Source organism: Pseudomonas sp. NFACC43 (genome assembly GCF_900119645.1).
In the GTDB taxonomy this organism is placed as follows: domain Bacteria; phylum Pseudomonadota; class Gammaproteobacteria; order Pseudomonadales; family Pseudomonadaceae; genus Aquipseudomonas.
The window spans coordinates 124,920-141,408 of record NZ_FPKK01000007.1 but is presented as its reverse complement, the minus strand read 5'-3'; the positions used below and the strand labels follow the sequence as shown (position 1 = coordinate 141,408).

At 61.5% G+C, this 16,489-nt stretch carries 14 protein-coding genes; 9 read left to right on the top strand and 5 right to left on the bottom strand.

Annotated elements, in window-relative coordinates; all coding sequences use genetic code 11:
* Positions 1-172 precede the first annotated feature (172 nt).
* Positions 173-1,462, top strand: coding sequence for a citrate synthase (gene gltA, locus BT179_RS14190; RefSeq protein WP_053149956.1), 1,290 nt, complete (start codon positions 173-175; stop codon positions 1,460-1,462).
* Positions 1,463-1,748: 286 nt separating this feature from the next.
* Here the strand turns inward: gltA and BT179_RS14185 are convergent, their stop codons facing one another.
* The 3 genes from BT179_RS14185 to BT179_RS14175 all read right to left on the bottom strand — a co-directional run bounded on the left by BT179_RS14185 (position 1,749) and on the right by BT179_RS14175 (position 4,887).
* A complete protein-coding gene (locus BT179_RS14185; RefSeq protein ID WP_072393601.1) occupies positions 1,749-3,407 on the bottom strand; it encodes a cation acetate symporter in 1,659 nt (552 codons plus the stop codon).
* Positions 3,404-3,715 (bottom strand): DUF485 domain-containing protein, encoded by a 312-nt coding sequence (locus BT179_RS14180; protein WP_072393609.1) that lies wholly within the window; start codon positions 3,713-3,715, stop codon positions 3,404-3,406. Before BT179_RS14180 ends, BT179_RS14185 begins: the two co-directional genes overlap by 4 nt.
* Before the next feature lie 317 nt (positions 3,716-4,032).
* On the bottom strand, positions 4,033-4,887 hold the full coding sequence (locus BT179_RS14175) for a glycine betaine ABC transporter substrate-binding protein (protein ID WP_072393612.1): 855 nt from the start codon (positions 4,885-4,887) through the stop codon (positions 4,033-4,035).
* A gap of 374 nt (positions 4,888-5,261) precedes the next feature.
* On the opposite strand from BT179_RS14175, the gene BT179_RS14170 reads away from it, so the two are divergent.
* Both BT179_RS14170 and BT179_RS14165 read left to right on the top strand, forming a co-directional pair.
* Positions 5,262-6,560 (top strand): serine/threonine protein kinase, encoded by a 1,299-nt coding sequence (locus BT179_RS14170; protein WP_072393615.1) that lies wholly within the window; start codon positions 5,262-5,264, stop codon positions 6,558-6,560.
* The gene (locus tag BT179_RS14165; RefSeq protein ID WP_072393617.1) at positions 6,553-7,341 is read left to right on the top strand and encodes an MlaA family lipoprotein; all 789 of its coding nucleotides are present in this window, start codon (positions 6,553-6,555) and stop codon (positions 7,339-7,341) included. The genes BT179_RS14170 and BT179_RS14165 overlap by 8 nt, the downstream gene beginning before the upstream one ends.
* Positions 7,342-7,473: 132 nt before the next feature.
* Here BT179_RS14165 and BT179_RS14160 read toward each other — a convergent pair whose 3' ends face one another.
* Entirely contained in the window at positions 7,474-8,388 is a 915-nt protein-coding gene (locus tag BT179_RS14160) for a DUF808 domain-containing protein (RefSeq protein ID WP_072431595.1), read from the bottom strand.
* A 128-nt stretch (positions 8,389-8,516) separates the two neighbouring features.
* Here BT179_RS14160 and BT179_RS14155 point away from each other — a divergent pair, with 128 nt between their 5' ends.
* Positions 8,517-9,125, top strand: coding sequence for a TetR/AcrR family transcriptional regulator (locus BT179_RS14155; RefSeq protein ID WP_072431596.1), 609 nt, complete (start codon positions 8,517-8,519; stop codon positions 9,123-9,125).
* Positions 9,126-9,251: 126 nt separating this feature from the next.
* On the opposite strand, the gene BT179_RS14150 is transcribed toward BT179_RS14155, so the two are convergent.
* Positions 9,252-9,692: a GlcG/HbpS family heme-binding protein gene (locus BT179_RS14150; protein WP_072393622.1), complete on the bottom strand. Its 441-nt coding sequence runs from the start codon at positions 9,690-9,692 to the stop codon at positions 9,252-9,254.
* Between the two features lie 268 nt (positions 9,693-9,960).
* Here BT179_RS14150 and gcl point away from each other — a divergent pair, with 268 nt between their 5' ends.
* From gcl to pyk, 5 genes are all read left to right on the top strand, one after another.
* A complete protein-coding gene (gene gcl, locus BT179_RS14145; protein ID WP_072393624.1) occupies positions 9,961-11,736 on the top strand; it encodes a glyoxylate carboligase in 1,776 nt (591 codons plus the stop codon).
* 136 nt (positions 11,737-11,872) lie between these two features.
* Positions 11,873-12,655 (top strand): hydroxypyruvate isomerase, encoded by a 783-nt coding sequence (gene hyi, locus BT179_RS14140; protein WP_072393627.1) that lies wholly within the window; start codon positions 11,873-11,875, stop codon positions 12,653-12,655.
* A 153-nt stretch (positions 12,656-12,808) separates the two neighbouring features.
* Complete coding sequence (locus tag BT179_RS14135; protein WP_072393631.1) at positions 12,809-13,699, top strand: 2-hydroxy-3-oxopropionate reductase; 891 nt, start codon at positions 12,809-12,811, stop codon at positions 13,697-13,699.
* Positions 13,700-13,776: 77 nt separating this feature from the next.
* Positions 13,777-15,057, top strand: a complete 1,281-nt coding sequence (locus BT179_RS14130) for a glycerate kinase type-2 family protein (RefSeq protein ID WP_072431597.1) — start codon at positions 13,777-13,779, stop codon at positions 15,055-15,057.
* Entirely contained in the window at positions 15,047-16,462 is a 1,416-nt protein-coding gene (pyk, locus tag BT179_RS14125) for a pyruvate kinase (protein ID WP_072431598.1), read from the top strand. The genes BT179_RS14130 and pyk overlap by 11 nt, the downstream gene beginning before the upstream one ends.
* The last annotated feature ends 27 nt before the right edge of the window (positions 16,463-16,489 follow it).

Below are 16,489 nucleotides of genomic sequence, written 5' to 3'. Positions count from 1 at the left end.
GCACAACAACGGCAAAAGGCGTAAACGGCAGGTAATTTCGAGGAAAAAGTCCGGTTAAAGCCTTCTGGAGCAAGACTTTAGGCAAATTGACATTCGGATTTATCTCACTATAGTGGTGCGGGCCCTGCGTGGGGGGTCTGTCTGATGATTCCAAGCATTAATAGGAGGCCACATGGCTGACAAAAAAGCGCAGTTGATCATCGAGGGCGCAGCCCCCGTCGAGCTGCCCATTTTAACCGGCACCGTTGGTCCCGATGTAATCGACGTCCGCGGCCTGACCGCCACGGGCCGTTTCACCTTCGACCCGGGGTTCATGTCGACCGCTTCGTGCGAGTCGAAGATCACCTACATCGACGGCGACAACGGCATCCTGCTGCACCGCGGCTACCCGATCGAGCAACTGGCTGAAAAATCGGACTACCTGGAAACCTGCTACCTGCTGCTCAACGGCGAGCTGCCAACCGCAGAGCAAAAGGCCCAGTTCGTCAGCACCGTGAAGAACCACACCATGGTTCACGAGCAGTTGAAGTCCTTCTTCAACGGCTTCCGTCGCGACGCCCACCCGATGGCCGTCATGTGCGGCGTTGTCGGCGCCCTCTCGGCCTTCTACCACGACTCCCTGGACATCAATAACCCCCAGCACCGCGAAATCTCCGCGATCCGCCTGGTGGCGAAGATGCCGACCCTGGCAGCCATGGTCTACAAGTACTCCATGGGCCAGCCCATGATGTACCCACGCAACGACCTGAACTATGCAGAGAACTTCCTGCACATGATGTTCAACACACCGTGCGAGATCAAACCGATCAGCCCGGTGCTCGCCAAGGCCATGGACCGGATCTTCATCCTCCATGCCGACCACGAGCAGAACGCTTCTACCTCCACCGTGCGCCTGGCCGGCTCGTCGGGTGCCAACCCGTTCGCCTGTATCGCCGCCGGCATCGCGGCACTCTGGGGCCCAGCCCACGGCGGTGCCAACGAAGCGGTACTGACCATGCTCGATGAAATCGGCGATGTCTCGAACATCGACAAGTTCATCGCCAAGGCCAAGGACAAGAACGATCCGTTCAAGTTGATGGGCTTCGGTCACCGGGTCTACAAGAACCGCGACCCACGCGCCACCGTCATGAAGCAGACCTGCGACGAAGTCCTCAAGGAACTGGGCATCAAGAACGACCCGCAACTCGAACTGGCCATGCGCCTGGAAGAGATCGCCCTGACCGATCCGTACTTCATCGAGCGCTCGCTGTACCCGAACGTCGACTTCTACTCGGGGATCATCCTCAAGGCGATCGGCATTCCAACCAGCATGTTCACCGTGATCTTCGCCCTGGCGCGCACCGTGGGCTGGATCTCCCACTGGAAGGAAATGCTCTCCAGCCCGTACAAGATCGGCCGTCCACGCCAGCTGTACACCGGCTACGAGTCGCGTGACATCACCAAGCTGGAAGACCGCAAGTAAGACCTGCTCTATGCCAGGTCCGACGCTGCACTGAAACGGCCCCCGCTTCTTATATAAGAGCGGGGGCTGTTTTGTTTACGCCCTCCTCCTTTACCTCCCGGCATTTCAGTGCCAGACCCTGTGTCATCGCGAGCAAGCTCGCTCCACAGTGGATCCGTGTACCCGCCTGCTTTGTGGGAGCGAGCTTGCTCGCGATGACGGTAGACCTGCCCACCCCGAAACGGGGACAAAAAAATACCCCGGTCTCTCGACCGGGGTACTTCTTCACCCTTTACAACTTAGCGCATCAGTGGTTGACCGCCCCGCTCGCCCCCAGGCCAGTCTGCGAACGCACGAACTGCGGGAAGAACAGCGCCCGCTCGTTGGCGCCTTCGGCCGACTTGTCAGTGATGGAGAAGAACCAGATGCCGACGAACGCGATGATCATCGAGAACAGCGCCGGATATTCATACGGGTAGATCGGCTTCTCGTGCCCCATGATCTGTACCCAGATGGTCGGGCCGAGAACCATCAGGCCCACGGCACTGACCAGCCCCATCCAGCCGCCGATCATGGCGCCACGGGTGGTCAGCTTCTTCCAGTACATCGAGAGCAGCAGTACCGGGAAGTTGCAGCTCGCCGCGATGGAGAACGCCAGGCCCACCATGAACGCGATGTTCTGCTTCTCGAACAGGATACCCAAGGCAATCGCCAGCACCGCCAGGGCGATGGTGGTGATCTTCGAGACGCGAATCTCGTCCTTCTCGTTGGCCTTGCCCTTCTTGATGACACTGGCGTACAGGTCATGGGACACCGCCGAGGCGCCGGCCAGGGTCAGGCCCGCCACCACCGCCAGGATGGTCGCGAACGCCACCGCCGAGATGAAGCCCAGGAAGATGCTACCGCCCACAGCGTTGGACAGGTGCACCGCCGCCATGTTGTTGCCGCCCAGCAAGGCACCTGCCGCGTCCTTGAAGGCCGGGTTGGTGCTGACCAGCAGGATCGCGCCGAAGCCGATGATGAAGGTCAGGATATAGAAGTAGCCGATGAAACCAGTGGCATACAGCACGCTCTTGCGGGCTTCCTTGGCATCGCTCACGGTGAAGAAGCGCATCAGGATGTGCGGCAGGCCAGCGGTACCGAACATCAGCGCCAGACCCAGGGAGAAGGCCGAGACCGGATCCTTCACCAAGCCACCGGGACTCATGATCGCCTCGCCTTTAGGGTGAACCTTGACCGCTTCGGCAAACAGCATGTTGAAGTCGAAGTTGACGTGTTTCATGACCATCAGGGCCATGAACGAAGCACCCGACAGCAACAGCACCGCCTTGATGATCTGCACCCAGGTGGTGGCCAGCATGCCACCGAACAACACGTAGAGGCACATCAGGATACCGACCAGGATCACCGCAACGTGGTAGTCCAGGCCGAACAGCAGCTGGATCAGCTTACCCGCACCGACCATTTGCGCGATCAGGTAGAACGCTACCACCACCAGCGAGCCGCAGGCGGACAGACTGCGGATCTGGGTCTGCCCGAGGCGATAAGACGCCACGTCAGCAAAGGTGTATTTACCCAGGTTACGCAGGCGCTCGGCGATCAGGAACAGAATGATCGGCCAGCCCACCAGGAAGCCGATGGAGTAGATCAAGCCGTCATAACCGGACGCGAACACCAGCGCGGAAATACCCAGGAAAGACGCCGCCGACATGTAGTCGCCAGCGATTGCCAGGCCGTTCTGGAAGCCAGTGATCTTGCCGCCAGCCGCATAGTAGTCGGCCGCGGAGTTGTTTTTCTTGGAAGCCCAGTACGTGATGTACAGCGTTGCGCCGACGAAGGCGACGAACATCAAGATAGCCGCGATGTTGAGGGGTTGTTTCTGCACAGCACCCGCCACGGCGTCAGCCGCCCAGACGCCCGGTGCGAATGCTGCGATGCTCAAGAGAGCCAATAGACGCCGGATCATTGCTGAGCCTCCTTGAGAATCGCATTGTTCAGATCGTCGAACTCGCCGTTGGCACGTCGCACGTAGATGCCGGTCAGGACGAAGGCCGAGAGAATCAGGCCGACACCGATGGGAATCCCCCAGGTGATGGTGGACTCGGGCGTGATTTTGGCCCCGAGAATATGTGGCCCATAGGCAATCAGAAGAATGAAGCCGGAATACAGCCCTAGCATGATCGCCGAAAGAATCCAGGCGAACCTTTCCCTTTTTCTCACCAGCTCCTTGAAGCGCGGGCTGTTTTGAATCGAGAGGTAAATGCTGTCGTTCATTGTTTTTATCCTCGCAGCACAGATTTAATTGGAACGACTCTACTCTATGCGGCTCAAGGCCAGGTTCCAGACGACCTTAGTATTAGAACGACATGACGGTTTTGCCATTTTCCAGCCAAATTCCGGCAGTTACCCCCTGTGGGAGCGAGCCTGCTAGCGATGACGGCGCCACATTCAACATGGATGCAAGCAGACACATCGCTATCGCGAGCAAAGTCGCTCCCACAGGGGAGTGGCGCCAATCGAAAAACTGCAGGCACAAAAAAACCGCATGACCCAACGTCATGCGGTTTTGCGGGACAGCTGAACCAGGTGAATTATTTGCCGGTCCACTCTTTGACGCGGTCCGGGTGCTTGGCAACCCAATCCTTGGCAGCGGCGTCCGGCTTGGCACCTTCCTGGATCGCCAGCATGACTTCGCCGATTTCGTCCTTCGAAGCCCATTGGAATTTCTTCAGGAACGCCACCACTTCCGGTGCCTTGGCCTCCAGGCCCTTGCTGCCGATGCTGTTCACGGTTTCAGCCGCGCCATAGACGCCTTTCGGGTCTTCCAGGAAGCGCAGTTTCCATTTGGCGAACATCCAGTGCGGCACCCAACCGGTGACGGCGATGGATTCGTTCTTCTTCTCGGCACGGGTCAGCTCGGCGATCATGCCGGCGCCGGAACTGGCCTTGAGTTGATAGCCGGTCAGGTCGTAATCCTTGATGGCCTGTTCCGTCTTGAGCATCACGCCCGAACCGGCGTCGATGCCGACGATGCGTTTCTTGAAGCTGTCATCGGTCTTGAGGTCGGCCACAGTCTGGGCCTTGACGTACTCAGGCACGATCAGGCCGATTTTCGCGTCCTTGAAGTTGGGGCCGTAGTCGACGACCTGATCCTTGTTCTTGGTCCAGTAATCGCCATGGGTCACCGGCAACCAGGCCGAGAGCATTGCATCGAGCTTGCCGGTGGCTACACCTTGCCACATGATCCCGGTCGCGACCGCCTGCAGTTTCACGTCATAACCGAGCTTCTGCTGGATGACTTCGGCCGCCACGTGAGTGGTCGCGACGCTATCGGACCAGCCGTCAACGTAACCGATGCTCAGGGTTTTGGTTTCGGCGCTGGCCAGGGTGGAGCTGATCGCCAGTACCAGTGCGGCACCTGCGCCCAAGAGTCGTCGCATCTTCATCGTTTACTTCCCCGAAAGTGCTGCGCCCGACGGATGTCGAGCGACATCAACGTATTTTTTATGGTGCCCAGCGCCCCCATCACGCTCGCCTGCCTAACTGCCTCGAACGCCAGTGGAGTACTGACCTGTCGATCATCGGCCTGCGCCGATCCGGGACCTGCTCTGGCAGCGACCTCGAAACAGCGGGAAACGACATGAGAACGCCATCAGCGACAAGTCGAAGGCAACTAGCCACCAACCGGCCGCAACGTGTATCGTCCCGTAGCCATTGCGCCACGTTCATACCTGTTTAATGTCCGTCATGGCACTAGGCTTCACTTCGGTGGTCATAGCCTGCGACCTTCATTCGGCACCTTCCTCTAAGGGATACCGTCATGCTCCGTTCCTTGCGCTTCGCTGCCCTCGCCGGCGGCCTTCTTCTGAGTGCGTCCGCGCTGGCGGCGGATATCGACGCCGCCAGCTATGGCTACCCTTTGACCAACCCGTTCGAGGCGACCATCGCCACCACACCGCCCGACCTGCGCCCGGAGCTGCCTCTGGTCGAAGACATCAACCAGGCGGACCATAGCGTCACTCTGCGCCCGGAACGCGAGTTCATCCTGCCGGACAATTTCTGGCCGGTAAAAAGTCTCACCTACCGCATGGCCACCCAGGACAAGCCGGCGCCGCTGATCTTCCTGATCGCCGGGACCGGGGCTCGCTACGACAGCACCCTCAACGAATACCTCAAGCGCCTCTACTACAAGGCCGGGTACCACGTGGTGCAGCTGTCGTCGCCCACCAGCTTCGACTTCATGAGCGCCGCCTCGCGCTTCGCCACGCCGGGCATCACCAAGGAAGACGCCGAGGACATGTACCGGGTGATGCAAGCCGTGCGTGCGCAGAACCCCAACGTACCGGTGACCGAGTACTACCTCACCGGCTATAGCCTCGGCGCCCTGGACGCGGCGTTTGTCGCCCACCTGGATGAAACCCGGCGCAGCTTCAATTTCAAGAAAGTGCTGCTGCTCAATCCTCCGGTGAACCTCTACACCTCGATCACCAACCTGGACAAACTGGTCCAGACCGAGGTGAAAGGTATCAACAGCACCACCACCTTCTATGAACTGGTGCTGAACAAGCTGACCCGCTACTTCCAGCAAAAAGGCTACATCGACCTCAACGACGCCTTGCTCTATGACTTCCAGCAATCCAAGCAACACCTGAGCAACGAGCAGATGGCAATGCTGATCGGCACATCGTTCCGCTTTTCGGCGGCCGATATCGCGTTCACTTCGGACCTGATCAACCGCCGCGGCCTTATCACCCCACCCAAATACCCGATCTCAGAAAGCACCAGCCTGTCGCCGTTCCTCAAGCGTGCACTGCAATGCGATTTCGACTGCTACCTCACCGAACAGGTGATTCCAATGTGGCGCGCGCGCACCGATGGCGGCAGCCTGCTGCAGCTGATCGATCAGGTCAGCCTCTATGCACTGAAGGACTACCTGCACGATAGCCCCAAGATCGCCGTCATGCACAACGCCGACGACGTCATTCTCGGCCCTGGCGACCTGGGCTTCCTGCGCAAGACCTTTGGTGACCGCCTGACGGTTTATCCACTGGGCGGCCACTGCGGCAACCTTAACTATCGCGTCAACAGCGACGCCATGCTGGAGTTCTTCCGTGGCTAAATATCTCCTGCTTATCGCCGCTTTAATGAGCGCAGGCCTTGTTCATGCCGACAACAGCAAGGCCAACGACCCCGTGGTAGAAGACGCCGACGGCTTCAAGGAGCCCTTGACCAAGCTCAAGTTCAACCCAGGGCTGGACCAGCGGGAATTCGAGCGCTCGACCCTCAGCGCCTTGAACGTCTATGACCCGCTGGAATCCTGGAACCGTCGCGTCTATCACTTCAACTACCGCTTCGACCAATGGGTGTTCCTGCCGGTGGTGGACGGCTATCGCTACATCACCCCGAGTTTCGTGCGCACAGGGGTCAGCAATTTCTTCAACAACCTGGGGGATGTACCGAACCTGATGAACAGCCTGCTGCAGTTCAAGGGCAAGCGTTCGATGGAAACCACGGCGCGGCTGCTGCTCAACACCACCGTCGGCATCGCCGGCCTGTGGGACCCGGCCACCGCCATGGGCCTGCCGCGCCAGAGCGAGGACTTCGGCCAGACACTGGGCTTCTATGGCGTGCCAGCCGGGGCGTACTTCGTACTGCCGATCTTCGGCCCTTCGAACCTGCGAGATACTTCGGGCTTGCTGGTGGACTACACCGCCGAATCGGCGATCAACTTCCTGAACGTCTCCGAGGTCAGCTCCAACCACCCGGAACTGCTGCTCCTGCGTGGCGTGGACCGGCGTTACCAGACCAGCTTCCGCTACGGCCAGCTGAACTCGCCGTTCGAATACGAGAAGGTGCGCTACGTGTACACCGAGTCACGCAAGTTGCAGATTGCCGAGTAATTTTCGCCGCCCCAAACCCTCTGTGGGAGCGAGCTTGCTCGCGATGAGGGCCTGACATTCAACCTTGATGTTGTCTGACAGACCGCTATCGCGAGCGAGCTCGCTCCCACAGTTATCATGGGTTGCCAGGTCTTAGCCTTTCAGCGCTTTCCAGACCTTGCCGACAACCATCCCCCCCGCCAACACCGCCGCCCCTGCCACGATCCCCGCCACCGCATTGAGCAGCATCGGCACGATAAACCCGGCACCGCCAGCACTGGCCGCCACGCCTTCGATCCAGTGATGCACTACTGGCACGCCATGGGTCAGGATGCCACCGCCCACCAGGAACATCGCCGCCGTGCCGATCACCGACAGGCTTTTCATCATGTAGGGGGCCGCACTCAGGATCGCACCGCCGATGCTTTTGGCGGCCTGGCCTGGTTTCTGCGTCAACCACAGGCCCAGGTCATCGAGCTTGACGATCCCGGCCACCAGGCCGTAGACACCCACCGTCATGACGATAGCGATGCCCGACAGCACGATCACCTGCTGGGTCAATGGTGCATCGGCCACGGTGCCCAGGGTGATGGCGATGATTTCCGCCGACAGGATGAAGTCGGTGCGCACCGCGCCCTTGATCTTGTCCTTTTCGAAGGCCACCAGGTCGACCGCCGGATCAGCCACCGCCTCCACCAGCTGCTCATGCTCGGCCTGGTCCTCGGCCGGGCTGTGAAGAAACTTGTGGGCGAGCTTTTCGAAGCCTTCGAAGCACAGGTAGGCGCCCCCCACCATCAACAACGGCGTCACCAGCCAGGGTACGAAAGCGCTGATGGCCAGGGCCGAAGGCACCAGGATCAGTTTGTTGATGAAGGACCCCTTCGCCACCGCCCAGACCACGGGCAACTCTCGCTCGGCACGGACGCCGGAGACCTGCTGGGCATTGAGTGCCAGGTCATCGCCGAGCACCCCGGCGGTTTTCTTGGCGGCCATCTTGGTCATCAATGCAACATCGTCGAGCACGGTGGCGATGTCATCGATCAGCACCAGCAAACTGCTTCCGGCCATGGAAAGGCTCCTTGATCATAAATGCTGCGCAGCATAGCGCATGCGTCAATCCGGGGCATTCTTGAGCGCCTCACGAGGCCGGTGCTACCATGCGCAACCGCCAGAACAGGCAAGGAACCCCTGGGTTTATGAGCACTATCCGCGAGCGCAACAAAGAATTGATCCTGCGTGCCGCCAGCGAGGAATTTGCCGACAAGGGCTTCGCGGCGACCAAGACCAGCGACATCGCGGCCAAGGCGGGCCTGCCCAAACCCAACGTCTACTACTACTTCAAATCCAAGGAAAACCTGTATCGGGAAGTCCTGGAAAGCATCATCGAACCCATCCTCCAGGCCTCGACGCCGTTCAACGCCGATGGCGTGCCGGGCGAGGTGCTCAGTCACTACATCCGCTCCAAGATCCGCATCTCCCGCGACCTGCCCTTTGCCTCGAAAGTCTTCGCCAGCGAAATCATGCACGGCGCCCCGCACCTGAGCCCCGACCTGGTGGAACAGCTCAACGCCCAGGCCCGGCACAACATCGAGTGCATCCAGACCTGGATCGACCGCGGCCAGATCGCCCCCATCGACCCCAACCACCTGATGTTCAGCATCTGGGCCGCTACCCAGACCTACGCCGATTTCGACTGGCAGATCTCCGCCGTGACCGGCAAGGCGAAGCTGGATGAAACCGACTACGAAGCCGCGGCGCAGACGATTATCCGGTTGGTGTTGAAGGGATGCGAGCCAGACCGATAGCCCGAGGCTTCATCGCGAGCAAGCCCCCTCCCACACTGGTTTGCGGTGTCTAGACATTATGTGTCCAGCATCAAACCCTGTGGGAGCGAGCTCGCTCGCGATGGCGCCGGCCCACTCACCACAAAATCAGGCAACCATCCCCGCATCCGCCCACAACCCCACCGCCTCCACAGCCTTGATCGCCACCTGCTCATCCACATCCGAAACATCGCCGCTGACCCCCATCGCCCCCAGCACCCTGCCATCCTGATCCCTGATCAACACCCCACCCGGGGCCGGTACGACGTTGCCTTGTCCCAACCCATTCAAAGCCGCAAAGAACGCCGGGCGTTGTTGGGCGTCCTGGGCGAGCAGGCGGGAGCCTTTGCCCAGGGCGATAGCGCCCCAAGCCTTGCCGATGGCGATCTGTGGGCGAAGCAGGCTGGCGCCGTCCTCGCGCTGCAGGGTGATGAGATGCCCGCCGCCGTCCAGGACCGCCACGGTCAAGGGGGCGGCGTTGATTTCCCGTCCCGCGGCAAGGGCCTGTCTTGCCAGGTCTACGGCTGTTTTCAAGGTTAAAGCGCTCATGGGTGCTGTCCTTCTTTTGTTATGGAGAAGCCTTCCGGATCAAATTTCCAGCAAAACCGGACCAACCAAATAGAACACAACAAACATATTTTTTGTATACAAAAATGCTCTGCACCGTCTCGTTATCGACGAAAGGCCGGCGCATTCCTGGGGACGAGACAATGAAACAGCCGCTTGAGAAAAGGCATTGACCTGGGCCTCTTGCCGTGAATAAACTCCGCCACACAGCAACTTGTATACAATTACAAAACGCAAGAGGCACAAAACGATGAGCAAAATGAGAGCAATCGAAGCCGCTGTTCTGGTGATGCGCCGTGAAGGCGTGGACACCGCCTTCGGTATCCCGGGCGCTGCGATCAACCCGCTGTACTCGGCCCTGCAAAAGGTGGGCGGCATCGATCATGTCCTCGCTCGCCACGTTGAAGGCGCCTCGCACATGGCCGAGGGTTACACCCGCACCAAGGCCGGCAATATCGGCGTATGCATCGGTACCTCGGGTCCGGCCGGTACCGACATGGTGACCGGGCTCTACAGCGCCTCGGCCGATTCCATTCCCATCCTGTGCATTACCGGGCAAGCCCCCCGCGCTCGCCTGCACAAGGAAGACTTCCAGGCGGTGGATATCACCAGCATCGTCAAGCCCGTGACCAAGTGGGCGACCACCGTGCTCGAACCCGGACAAGTGCCGTATGCCTTCCAGAAGGCATTCTTCGAGATGCGCTCCGGCCGTCCGGGCCCGGTGCTGATCGATTTGCCCTTCGATGTGCAGATGGCCGAGATCGAATTCGACATCGATGCCTACCAGCCGCTGCCCCTGGCCAAACCCGCCGCCAACCGCGTGCAGATCGAGAAAGCCCTGGCCATGCTCAATCAGGCCGAGCGTCCCCTGCTGGTGGCCGGTGGCGGCATCATCAACGCCGATGCCAGCGACCTGCTGGTGGAGTTCGCCGAGCTGACCGGCATTCCGGTAATCCCTACGCTGATGGGCTGGGGAACCATCCCGGACGATCATCCCCAGATGGTCGGCATGGTCGGCTTGCAGACATCCCATCGTTACGGCAACGCGACCCTGCTCAAGTCGGACCTGGTGCTGGGTATCGGCAACCGCTGGGCCAACCGTCACACCGGCTCGGTGGACGTCTACACAGAAGGCCGAACGTTCATTCATGTGGATATCGAGCCGACCCAGATCGGCCGGGTCTTCACACCCGACCTGGGTATCGTCTCCGATGCCGCTTCGGCGCTGACGGCGTTCATCGAAGTGGCCCGCGAATGGCAGGCCGCAGGCAAGCTGAAGGACCGCAGCGCCTGGTTGCAGGACTGCCGCCAGCGCAAGGCCAGCCTGCAGCGCAAGACTCACTTCGACAACGTGCCGGTCAAGCCGCAACGGGTGTACGAGGAAATGAACCAGGTGTTCGACAAGGACACCTGCTACGTGAGCACCATCGGCCTTTCCCAGATCGCCGGTGCGCAGTTCCTGCATGTCTACAAGCCGCGCCACTGGATCAACTGCGGCCAGGCAGGCCCACTTGGCTGGACCATTCCGGCGGCACTGGGGGTGGTCAAGGCCGATCCGAGCCGCAAGGTCGTGGCGCTGTCGGGGGACTACGACTTCCAGTTCATGATCGAAGAACTGGCGGTGGGGGCGCAGTTCAAGCTGCCCTACATCCATGTCGTGGTGAACAACTCCTACCTCGGACTGATCCGCCAGGCCCAGCGCGGGTTCGATATGGACTACTGCGTGCAGCTGTCCTTCGACAACCTCAACGCGCCGGAGCTCAACGGCTATGGCGTGGACCACATCGCCGTGGCCGAGGGCCTGGGGTGCAAGGCGCTGCGGGTATTCGAGCCATCCGGCATCCAGCCGGCGCTGCGCAAGGCCCAGGACATGATCGAGGAATTCAGGGTACCGGTGATCGTCGAGATCATCCTGGAGCGGGTGACCAATATTTCCATGGGTACCGAGATCAACGCGGTCAACGAGTTCGAAGACCTGGCGCTGGTGGGCAACGATGCACCAACCGCCATTTCGCTGCTGGACTGACCGACCGGCGTCCCAGTGGGAGCGAGCTTGCTCGCGATGACGGCGCAACATTCAACCTGGATGCAAGCAGACACACCGCTATCGCGAGCAAGCTCGCTCCCACAGGGGGCCTGATAAATATTCACAGGAGACCACCATGCCGCGTTTCGCAGCCAACCTGTCCATGCTGTTTACCGAGCAGGATTTCCTCGCCCGTTTCGAGGCGGCCGCCAAGGCCGGCTTCAGCGGTGTCGAGTACCTGTTCCCCTACGACTACAGCTCCGCCGAACTCAAGGCCCTGCTGGACGCCAACGGCCTGACCCAGGTGCTGTTCAACCTGCCGGCCGGCGACTGGGCCAAAGGCGAACGTGGTATCGCCTGCCTGCCGGACCGGGTCGAGGAGTTTCGCGCCGGCGTCGACCTGGCAATCGCCTACGCCCAGGTCCTGGGCAATACCCAGGTCAACTGCCTGGCCGGGATTCGCCCGCACAAATGCGACGAAGCCCTGGCGGAGAAAACCTTCGTCGCCAACCTCAGGTACGCCGCCGAAAAACTGCAGGCCAAAGGCATCAAGCTGGTGATGGAAGCCATCAACACCCGCGACATTCCAGGCTTCTACTTGAACAACACCGCCCAGGCCCTGTCGATCCGCGAGCAGGTGGGCAGCGCCAACCTGTTCCTGCAATACGACATCTATCACATGCAAATCATGGAAGGTGACCTGGCCCGGACCCTGTCGGCGCACCTGGGCGAGATCAACCATGTGCAGCTGGCGGACAACCCGGGACGCAACGAGCCGGGCACCGGCGAAATCAACTACCGCTTCCTGTTCGAACACCTGGACCGCATCGGCTACCAGGGTTGGGTCGGCTGTGAATACAAGCCGTTGACCAGCACCGAAGCAGGTCTGGGGTGGCTGAAGAGCCATAACGCGATCTGACGCAATTCCCCCTGTGGGAGCGAGCTTGCTCGCGATGGCGTCAGTCCGTCACTCATTTTCTGGCTGACACACCGTCATCGCGAGCAAGCTCGCTCCCACAGAAAGCACTCCCTCGTTTGCTTGAAGCAGCGATAACCACAAGAGGATTTTCCCATGGCTAAAATCGGATTCATCGGCACCGGCATCATGGGCCACCCCATGGCACTGAACCTGCAAAAGGCCGGGCACAGCCTGTTCCTGTCCGTGCATCACGACCCGGCACCCGCCGACCTCCTGGATGGCGGCGCGGTGGCCCTGGCCAATCCGAAGGAAGTCGCCCAGGAAGCCGAGTTCATCATCGTCATGGTCCCGGACACTCCGCAGGTCGAGGATGTGCTGTTACGCACCGACGGCGTGGCGGCTGGCGTGGGTGCGGGCAAGGTGGTCATCGACATGAGTTCGATCTCCCCCACCGCCACCAAGGCGTTCGCGGCGAAGATCAACGAAAAGGGCGCGCAGTACCTCGATGCGCCGGTTTCCGGCGGCGAAGTCGGCGCCAAGGCCGCGACCTTGAGCATCATGGTCGGCGGTGACAGTGCGGCCTTCGAGCGCGCCCTGCCGCTGTTCCAGGCCATGGGCAAGAACATCACCCTGGTGGGCGGCAACGGCGACGGCCAGACCGCGAAAGTGGCGAACCAGATCATCGTGGCGCTGAACATCCAGGCCGTGGCCGAAGCCTTGCTGTTCGCCTCGAAGAACGGCGCCGACCCGGCCAAGGTCCGCGAAGCCCTGATGGGCGGTTTCGCCTCGTCGAAGATCCTCGAAGTGCATGGCGAGCGCATGATCAAGGGCACCTTCGACCCAGGCTTCCGCATCAGCCTGCACCAGAAGGACCTGAACCTGGCCCTGCAAGGCGCCAGGGAACTGAACATCAACCTGCCCAATACCGCCAACGCCCAGCAAGTGTTCAGCACCTGCGCGGCCATCGGCGGCAGCAACTGGGACCACTCGGCGCTGATCAAGGGCCTGGAGCATATGGCCAATTTCTCGATTCGCGACAAATAAACCCTGCCCCTTGTGGGAGCAAGCTCGCGCCCACAAGGCTCGCTTCAACACCAATAATAAAAAACCGGGAGCCCGCCATGTCGGTCGATCCGCAACAATTGCTCCGCGAGCTGTTTGCCACAGCCATCGAAGCGGCCCATCCGCAGCATGTCCTCGAACAGTACCTGCCCAGCGACCGCAGCGGCCGGGTGATCGTCATCGGTGCCGGCAAGGCGGCCGCGGCAATGGCCCAGGTGGTCGAGGCTTGCTGGCAGGGCGAAGTCACCGGCCTGGTGGTGACCCGCTACGGCCACGGCGCGCCGTGCCAGAAAATCGAGGTGGTGGAAGCCGCTCATCCCGTGCCCGACGCGGCCGGCCTGGCGGTGGCCGGGCGGGTGCTGGAACTGGTCAGCCACCTGAACGAAGACGACCGGGTCATCTTCCTGCTGTCCGGCGGCGGCTCGGCGTTGCTGGCGCTGCCAGCCGCCGGAATCACCCTGGCGGACAAACAGGCGATCAACAAAGCCCTGCTCAAGTCCGGCGCCACCATCGGCGAGATGAACTGCGTGCGCAAGCACCTGTCGGCCATCAAGGGTGGACGCCTGGGCAAGGCCTGCTGGCCGGCGACGGTCTACACCTATGCCATCTCCGATGTACCGGGCGACCTGGCCACGGTCATCGCGTCCGGTCCCACCGTGGCCGACCCCAGTACATCGGCCGAAGCCCTGGCGATCCTCAAGCGCTACGACATCGAGGTCCCGGCCTCGGTGCGCAACTGGCTGCTGAGCCCGGAATCGGAAACCGTCAAGCCCGGCGACCCGAGCCTGTCCCGCAGTCACTTCCAGTTGATCGCCCGGCCCCAGCAATCCCTGGAGGCGGCCGCGGTGAAAGCCCGCCAGGCCGGCTTCAGCCCGTTGATCCTGGGCGACCTGGAAGGCGAGTCCCGGGAAGTGGCCAAGGTCCATGCCGGCATTGCCCGGCAAGTCGCCCGGTATGGCCAGCCTCTGGCGGCACCCTGCGTGATCCTGTCCGGCGGCGAAACCACCGTGACCGTGCGTGGCCAGGGCCGTGGCGGGCGCAATGCCGAATTCCTGCTGAGCCTGACCGACAGCCTCAAGGGCCACCCTGGCATCTACGCACTGGCCGGCGATACGGACGGCATCGACGGTTCCGAAGACAACGCCGGCGCCATCATGACCCCGGACAGTTACCGCCGCGCCGCCGAGCTGGGCCTCAATGCCAGCGATGAACTGGATAACAACAACGGCCATGGCTATTTCGCCGCGCTGGACGCATTGATCGTCACCGAGCCGACCCGCACCAACGTCAACGACTTTCGCGCCCTCCTGATTCTCGAGACCTCCACTCATGATGCCTGATAAAAAGGTCAAGATCCTCGCGACCCTCGGCCCCGCCACCCGTGGCGTCGACGATGTACGTGAACTGGTGGAGGCCGGCGTGAACATCTTTCGCCTCAACTTCAGCCATGGCGAGCATGCCGACCACGCCCAGCGTTACCAGTGGATTCGTGAGGTCGAACAACAGCTCAACTACCCATTGGGCATCCTGATGGACTTGCAAGGTCCGAAACTGCGGGTCGGCCGCTTCGCCGAAGCAAAAGTGTCGCTGCAGCGAGGCCAGGCCCTGCGGCTGGATCTGGACCCGACACCGGGCGATCGCCGTCGGGTCAACCTGCCCCACCCGCAAATCATCGCGGCCCTGGAACCCGGCATGGACCTGTTGCTGGATGACGGCAAGCTGCGCCTGCGAGTGACGGCCCGGCATGATGACGCCATCGACACCGAAGTGCTCAATGGCGGCGAGCTGTCGGACCGCAAAGGCGTGAACGTGCCCCAGGCCTTGCTCGACCTGAGCCCGCTGACGGCCAAGGACCGCCGCGACTTGAGCTTCGGCCTGGCACTGGGTGTGGACTGGGTGGCCCTGTCCTTCGTGCAACGCCCCGAAGATATCCGCGAAGCTCGCGCTCTGATCGGCGACAAGGCCTTCCTGATGGCGAAGATCGAAAAGCCATCGGCGGTGACCCGGCTGCGGGAAATCGCCGAACTGAGCGACGCGATCATGGTCGCTCGTGGAGACCTGGGCGTGGAGGTGCCTGCCGAGAGTGTGCCGCAGATCCAGAAGACCATCATCGGCACCTGTCGCGCCCTCGGCAAACCGGTGGTGGTGGCGACCCAGATGCTGGAGTCGATGCGTTTCTCCCCGGCGCCTACCCGGGCTGAGGTGACCGATGTGGCCAACGCCGTGGCCGAAGGCGCCGACGCGGTGATGCTGTCGGCGGAGACCGCCTCCGGCGATTACCCCCTGGAAGCCGTGCAGATGATGAGCAAGATCATTCGCCAGGTGGAAAACGGTCCGGATTACCAGGCCCAGCTGGATGTCAGCCGGCCGAAAGCCGAGGCCACGGTGTCGGACGCCATCAGTTGCGCGATCCGCCGGATCAGCAATGTCCTGCCGGTGGCGGTGCTGGTGAACTACAGCGAGTCGGGCAGCTCCAGCCTGCGAGCGGCGCGGGAGCGGCCGACAGTACCGATCCTCAATCTCACGCCGAACCTGCAGGCCGCCCGCCGCCTGACGGTGGCCTGGGGCGTGCACTCGGTGGTCAACGATCGACTGCGGCAGGTGGACGAGGTGTGCTCCACCGCCCTGGAAATCGCCCAGGCGCAAGGCATGGCCCAACGCGGCGATACGCTGCTGATCACCGCGGGCGTTCCGTTCGGGAAACCGGGGTCGACCAATTCCCTGCGCATCGAGACGTTGATCTAGGGGCCTGTACGGCTGATTCGAATTTGA

What these genes read in the sequence shown, in the direction of transcription:
- gltA (WP_053149956.1), top strand. Translation starts at nt 173, where the DNA reads ATGGCTGACAAAAAAGCGCAGTTGATCATCGAGGGCGCAGCCCCCGTC.
- BT179_RS14185 (WP_072393601.1), bottom strand. Translation starts at nt 3,407, where the DNA reads ATGATCCGGCGTCTATTGGCTCTCTTGAGCATCGCAGCATTCGCACCG.
- BT179_RS14180 (WP_072393609.1), bottom strand. Translation starts at nt 3,715, where the DNA reads ATGAACGACAGCATTTACCTCTCGATTCAAAACAGCCCGCGCTTCAAG.
- BT179_RS14175 (WP_072393612.1), bottom strand. Translation starts at nt 4,887, where the DNA reads ATGAAGATGCGACGACTCTTGGGCGCAGGTGCCGCACTGGTACTGGCG.
- BT179_RS14170 (WP_072393615.1), top strand. Translation starts at nt 5,262, where the DNA reads ATGCTCCGTTCCTTGCGCTTCGCTGCCCTCGCCGGCGGCCTTCTTCTG.
- BT179_RS14160 (WP_072431595.1), bottom strand. Translation starts at nt 8,388, where the DNA reads ATGGCCGGAAGCAGTTTGCTGGTGCTGATCGATGACATCGCCACCGTG.
- BT179_RS14155 (WP_072431596.1), top strand. Translation starts at nt 8,517, where the DNA reads ATGAGCACTATCCGCGAGCGCAACAAAGAATTGATCCTGCGTGCCGCC.
- BT179_RS14150 (WP_072393622.1), bottom strand. Translation starts at nt 9,692, where the DNA reads ATGAGCGCTTTAACCTTGAAAACAGCCGTAGACCTGGCAAGACAGGCC.
- gcl (WP_072393624.1), top strand. Translation starts at nt 9,961, where the DNA reads ATGAGCAAAATGAGAGCAATCGAAGCCGCTGTTCTGGTGATGCGCCGT.
- hyi (WP_072393627.1), top strand. Translation starts at nt 11,873, where the DNA reads ATGCCGCGTTTCGCAGCCAACCTGTCCATGCTGTTTACCGAGCAGGAT.
- BT179_RS14135 (WP_072393631.1), top strand. Translation starts at nt 12,809, where the DNA reads ATGGCTAAAATCGGATTCATCGGCACCGGCATCATGGGCCACCCCATG.
- BT179_RS14130 (WP_072431597.1), top strand. Translation starts at nt 13,777, where the DNA reads ATGTCGGTCGATCCGCAACAATTGCTCCGCGAGCTGTTTGCCACAGCC.
- pyk (WP_072431598.1), top strand. Translation starts at nt 15,047, where the DNA reads ATGATGCCTGATAAAAAGGTCAAGATCCTCGCGACCCTCGGCCCCGCC.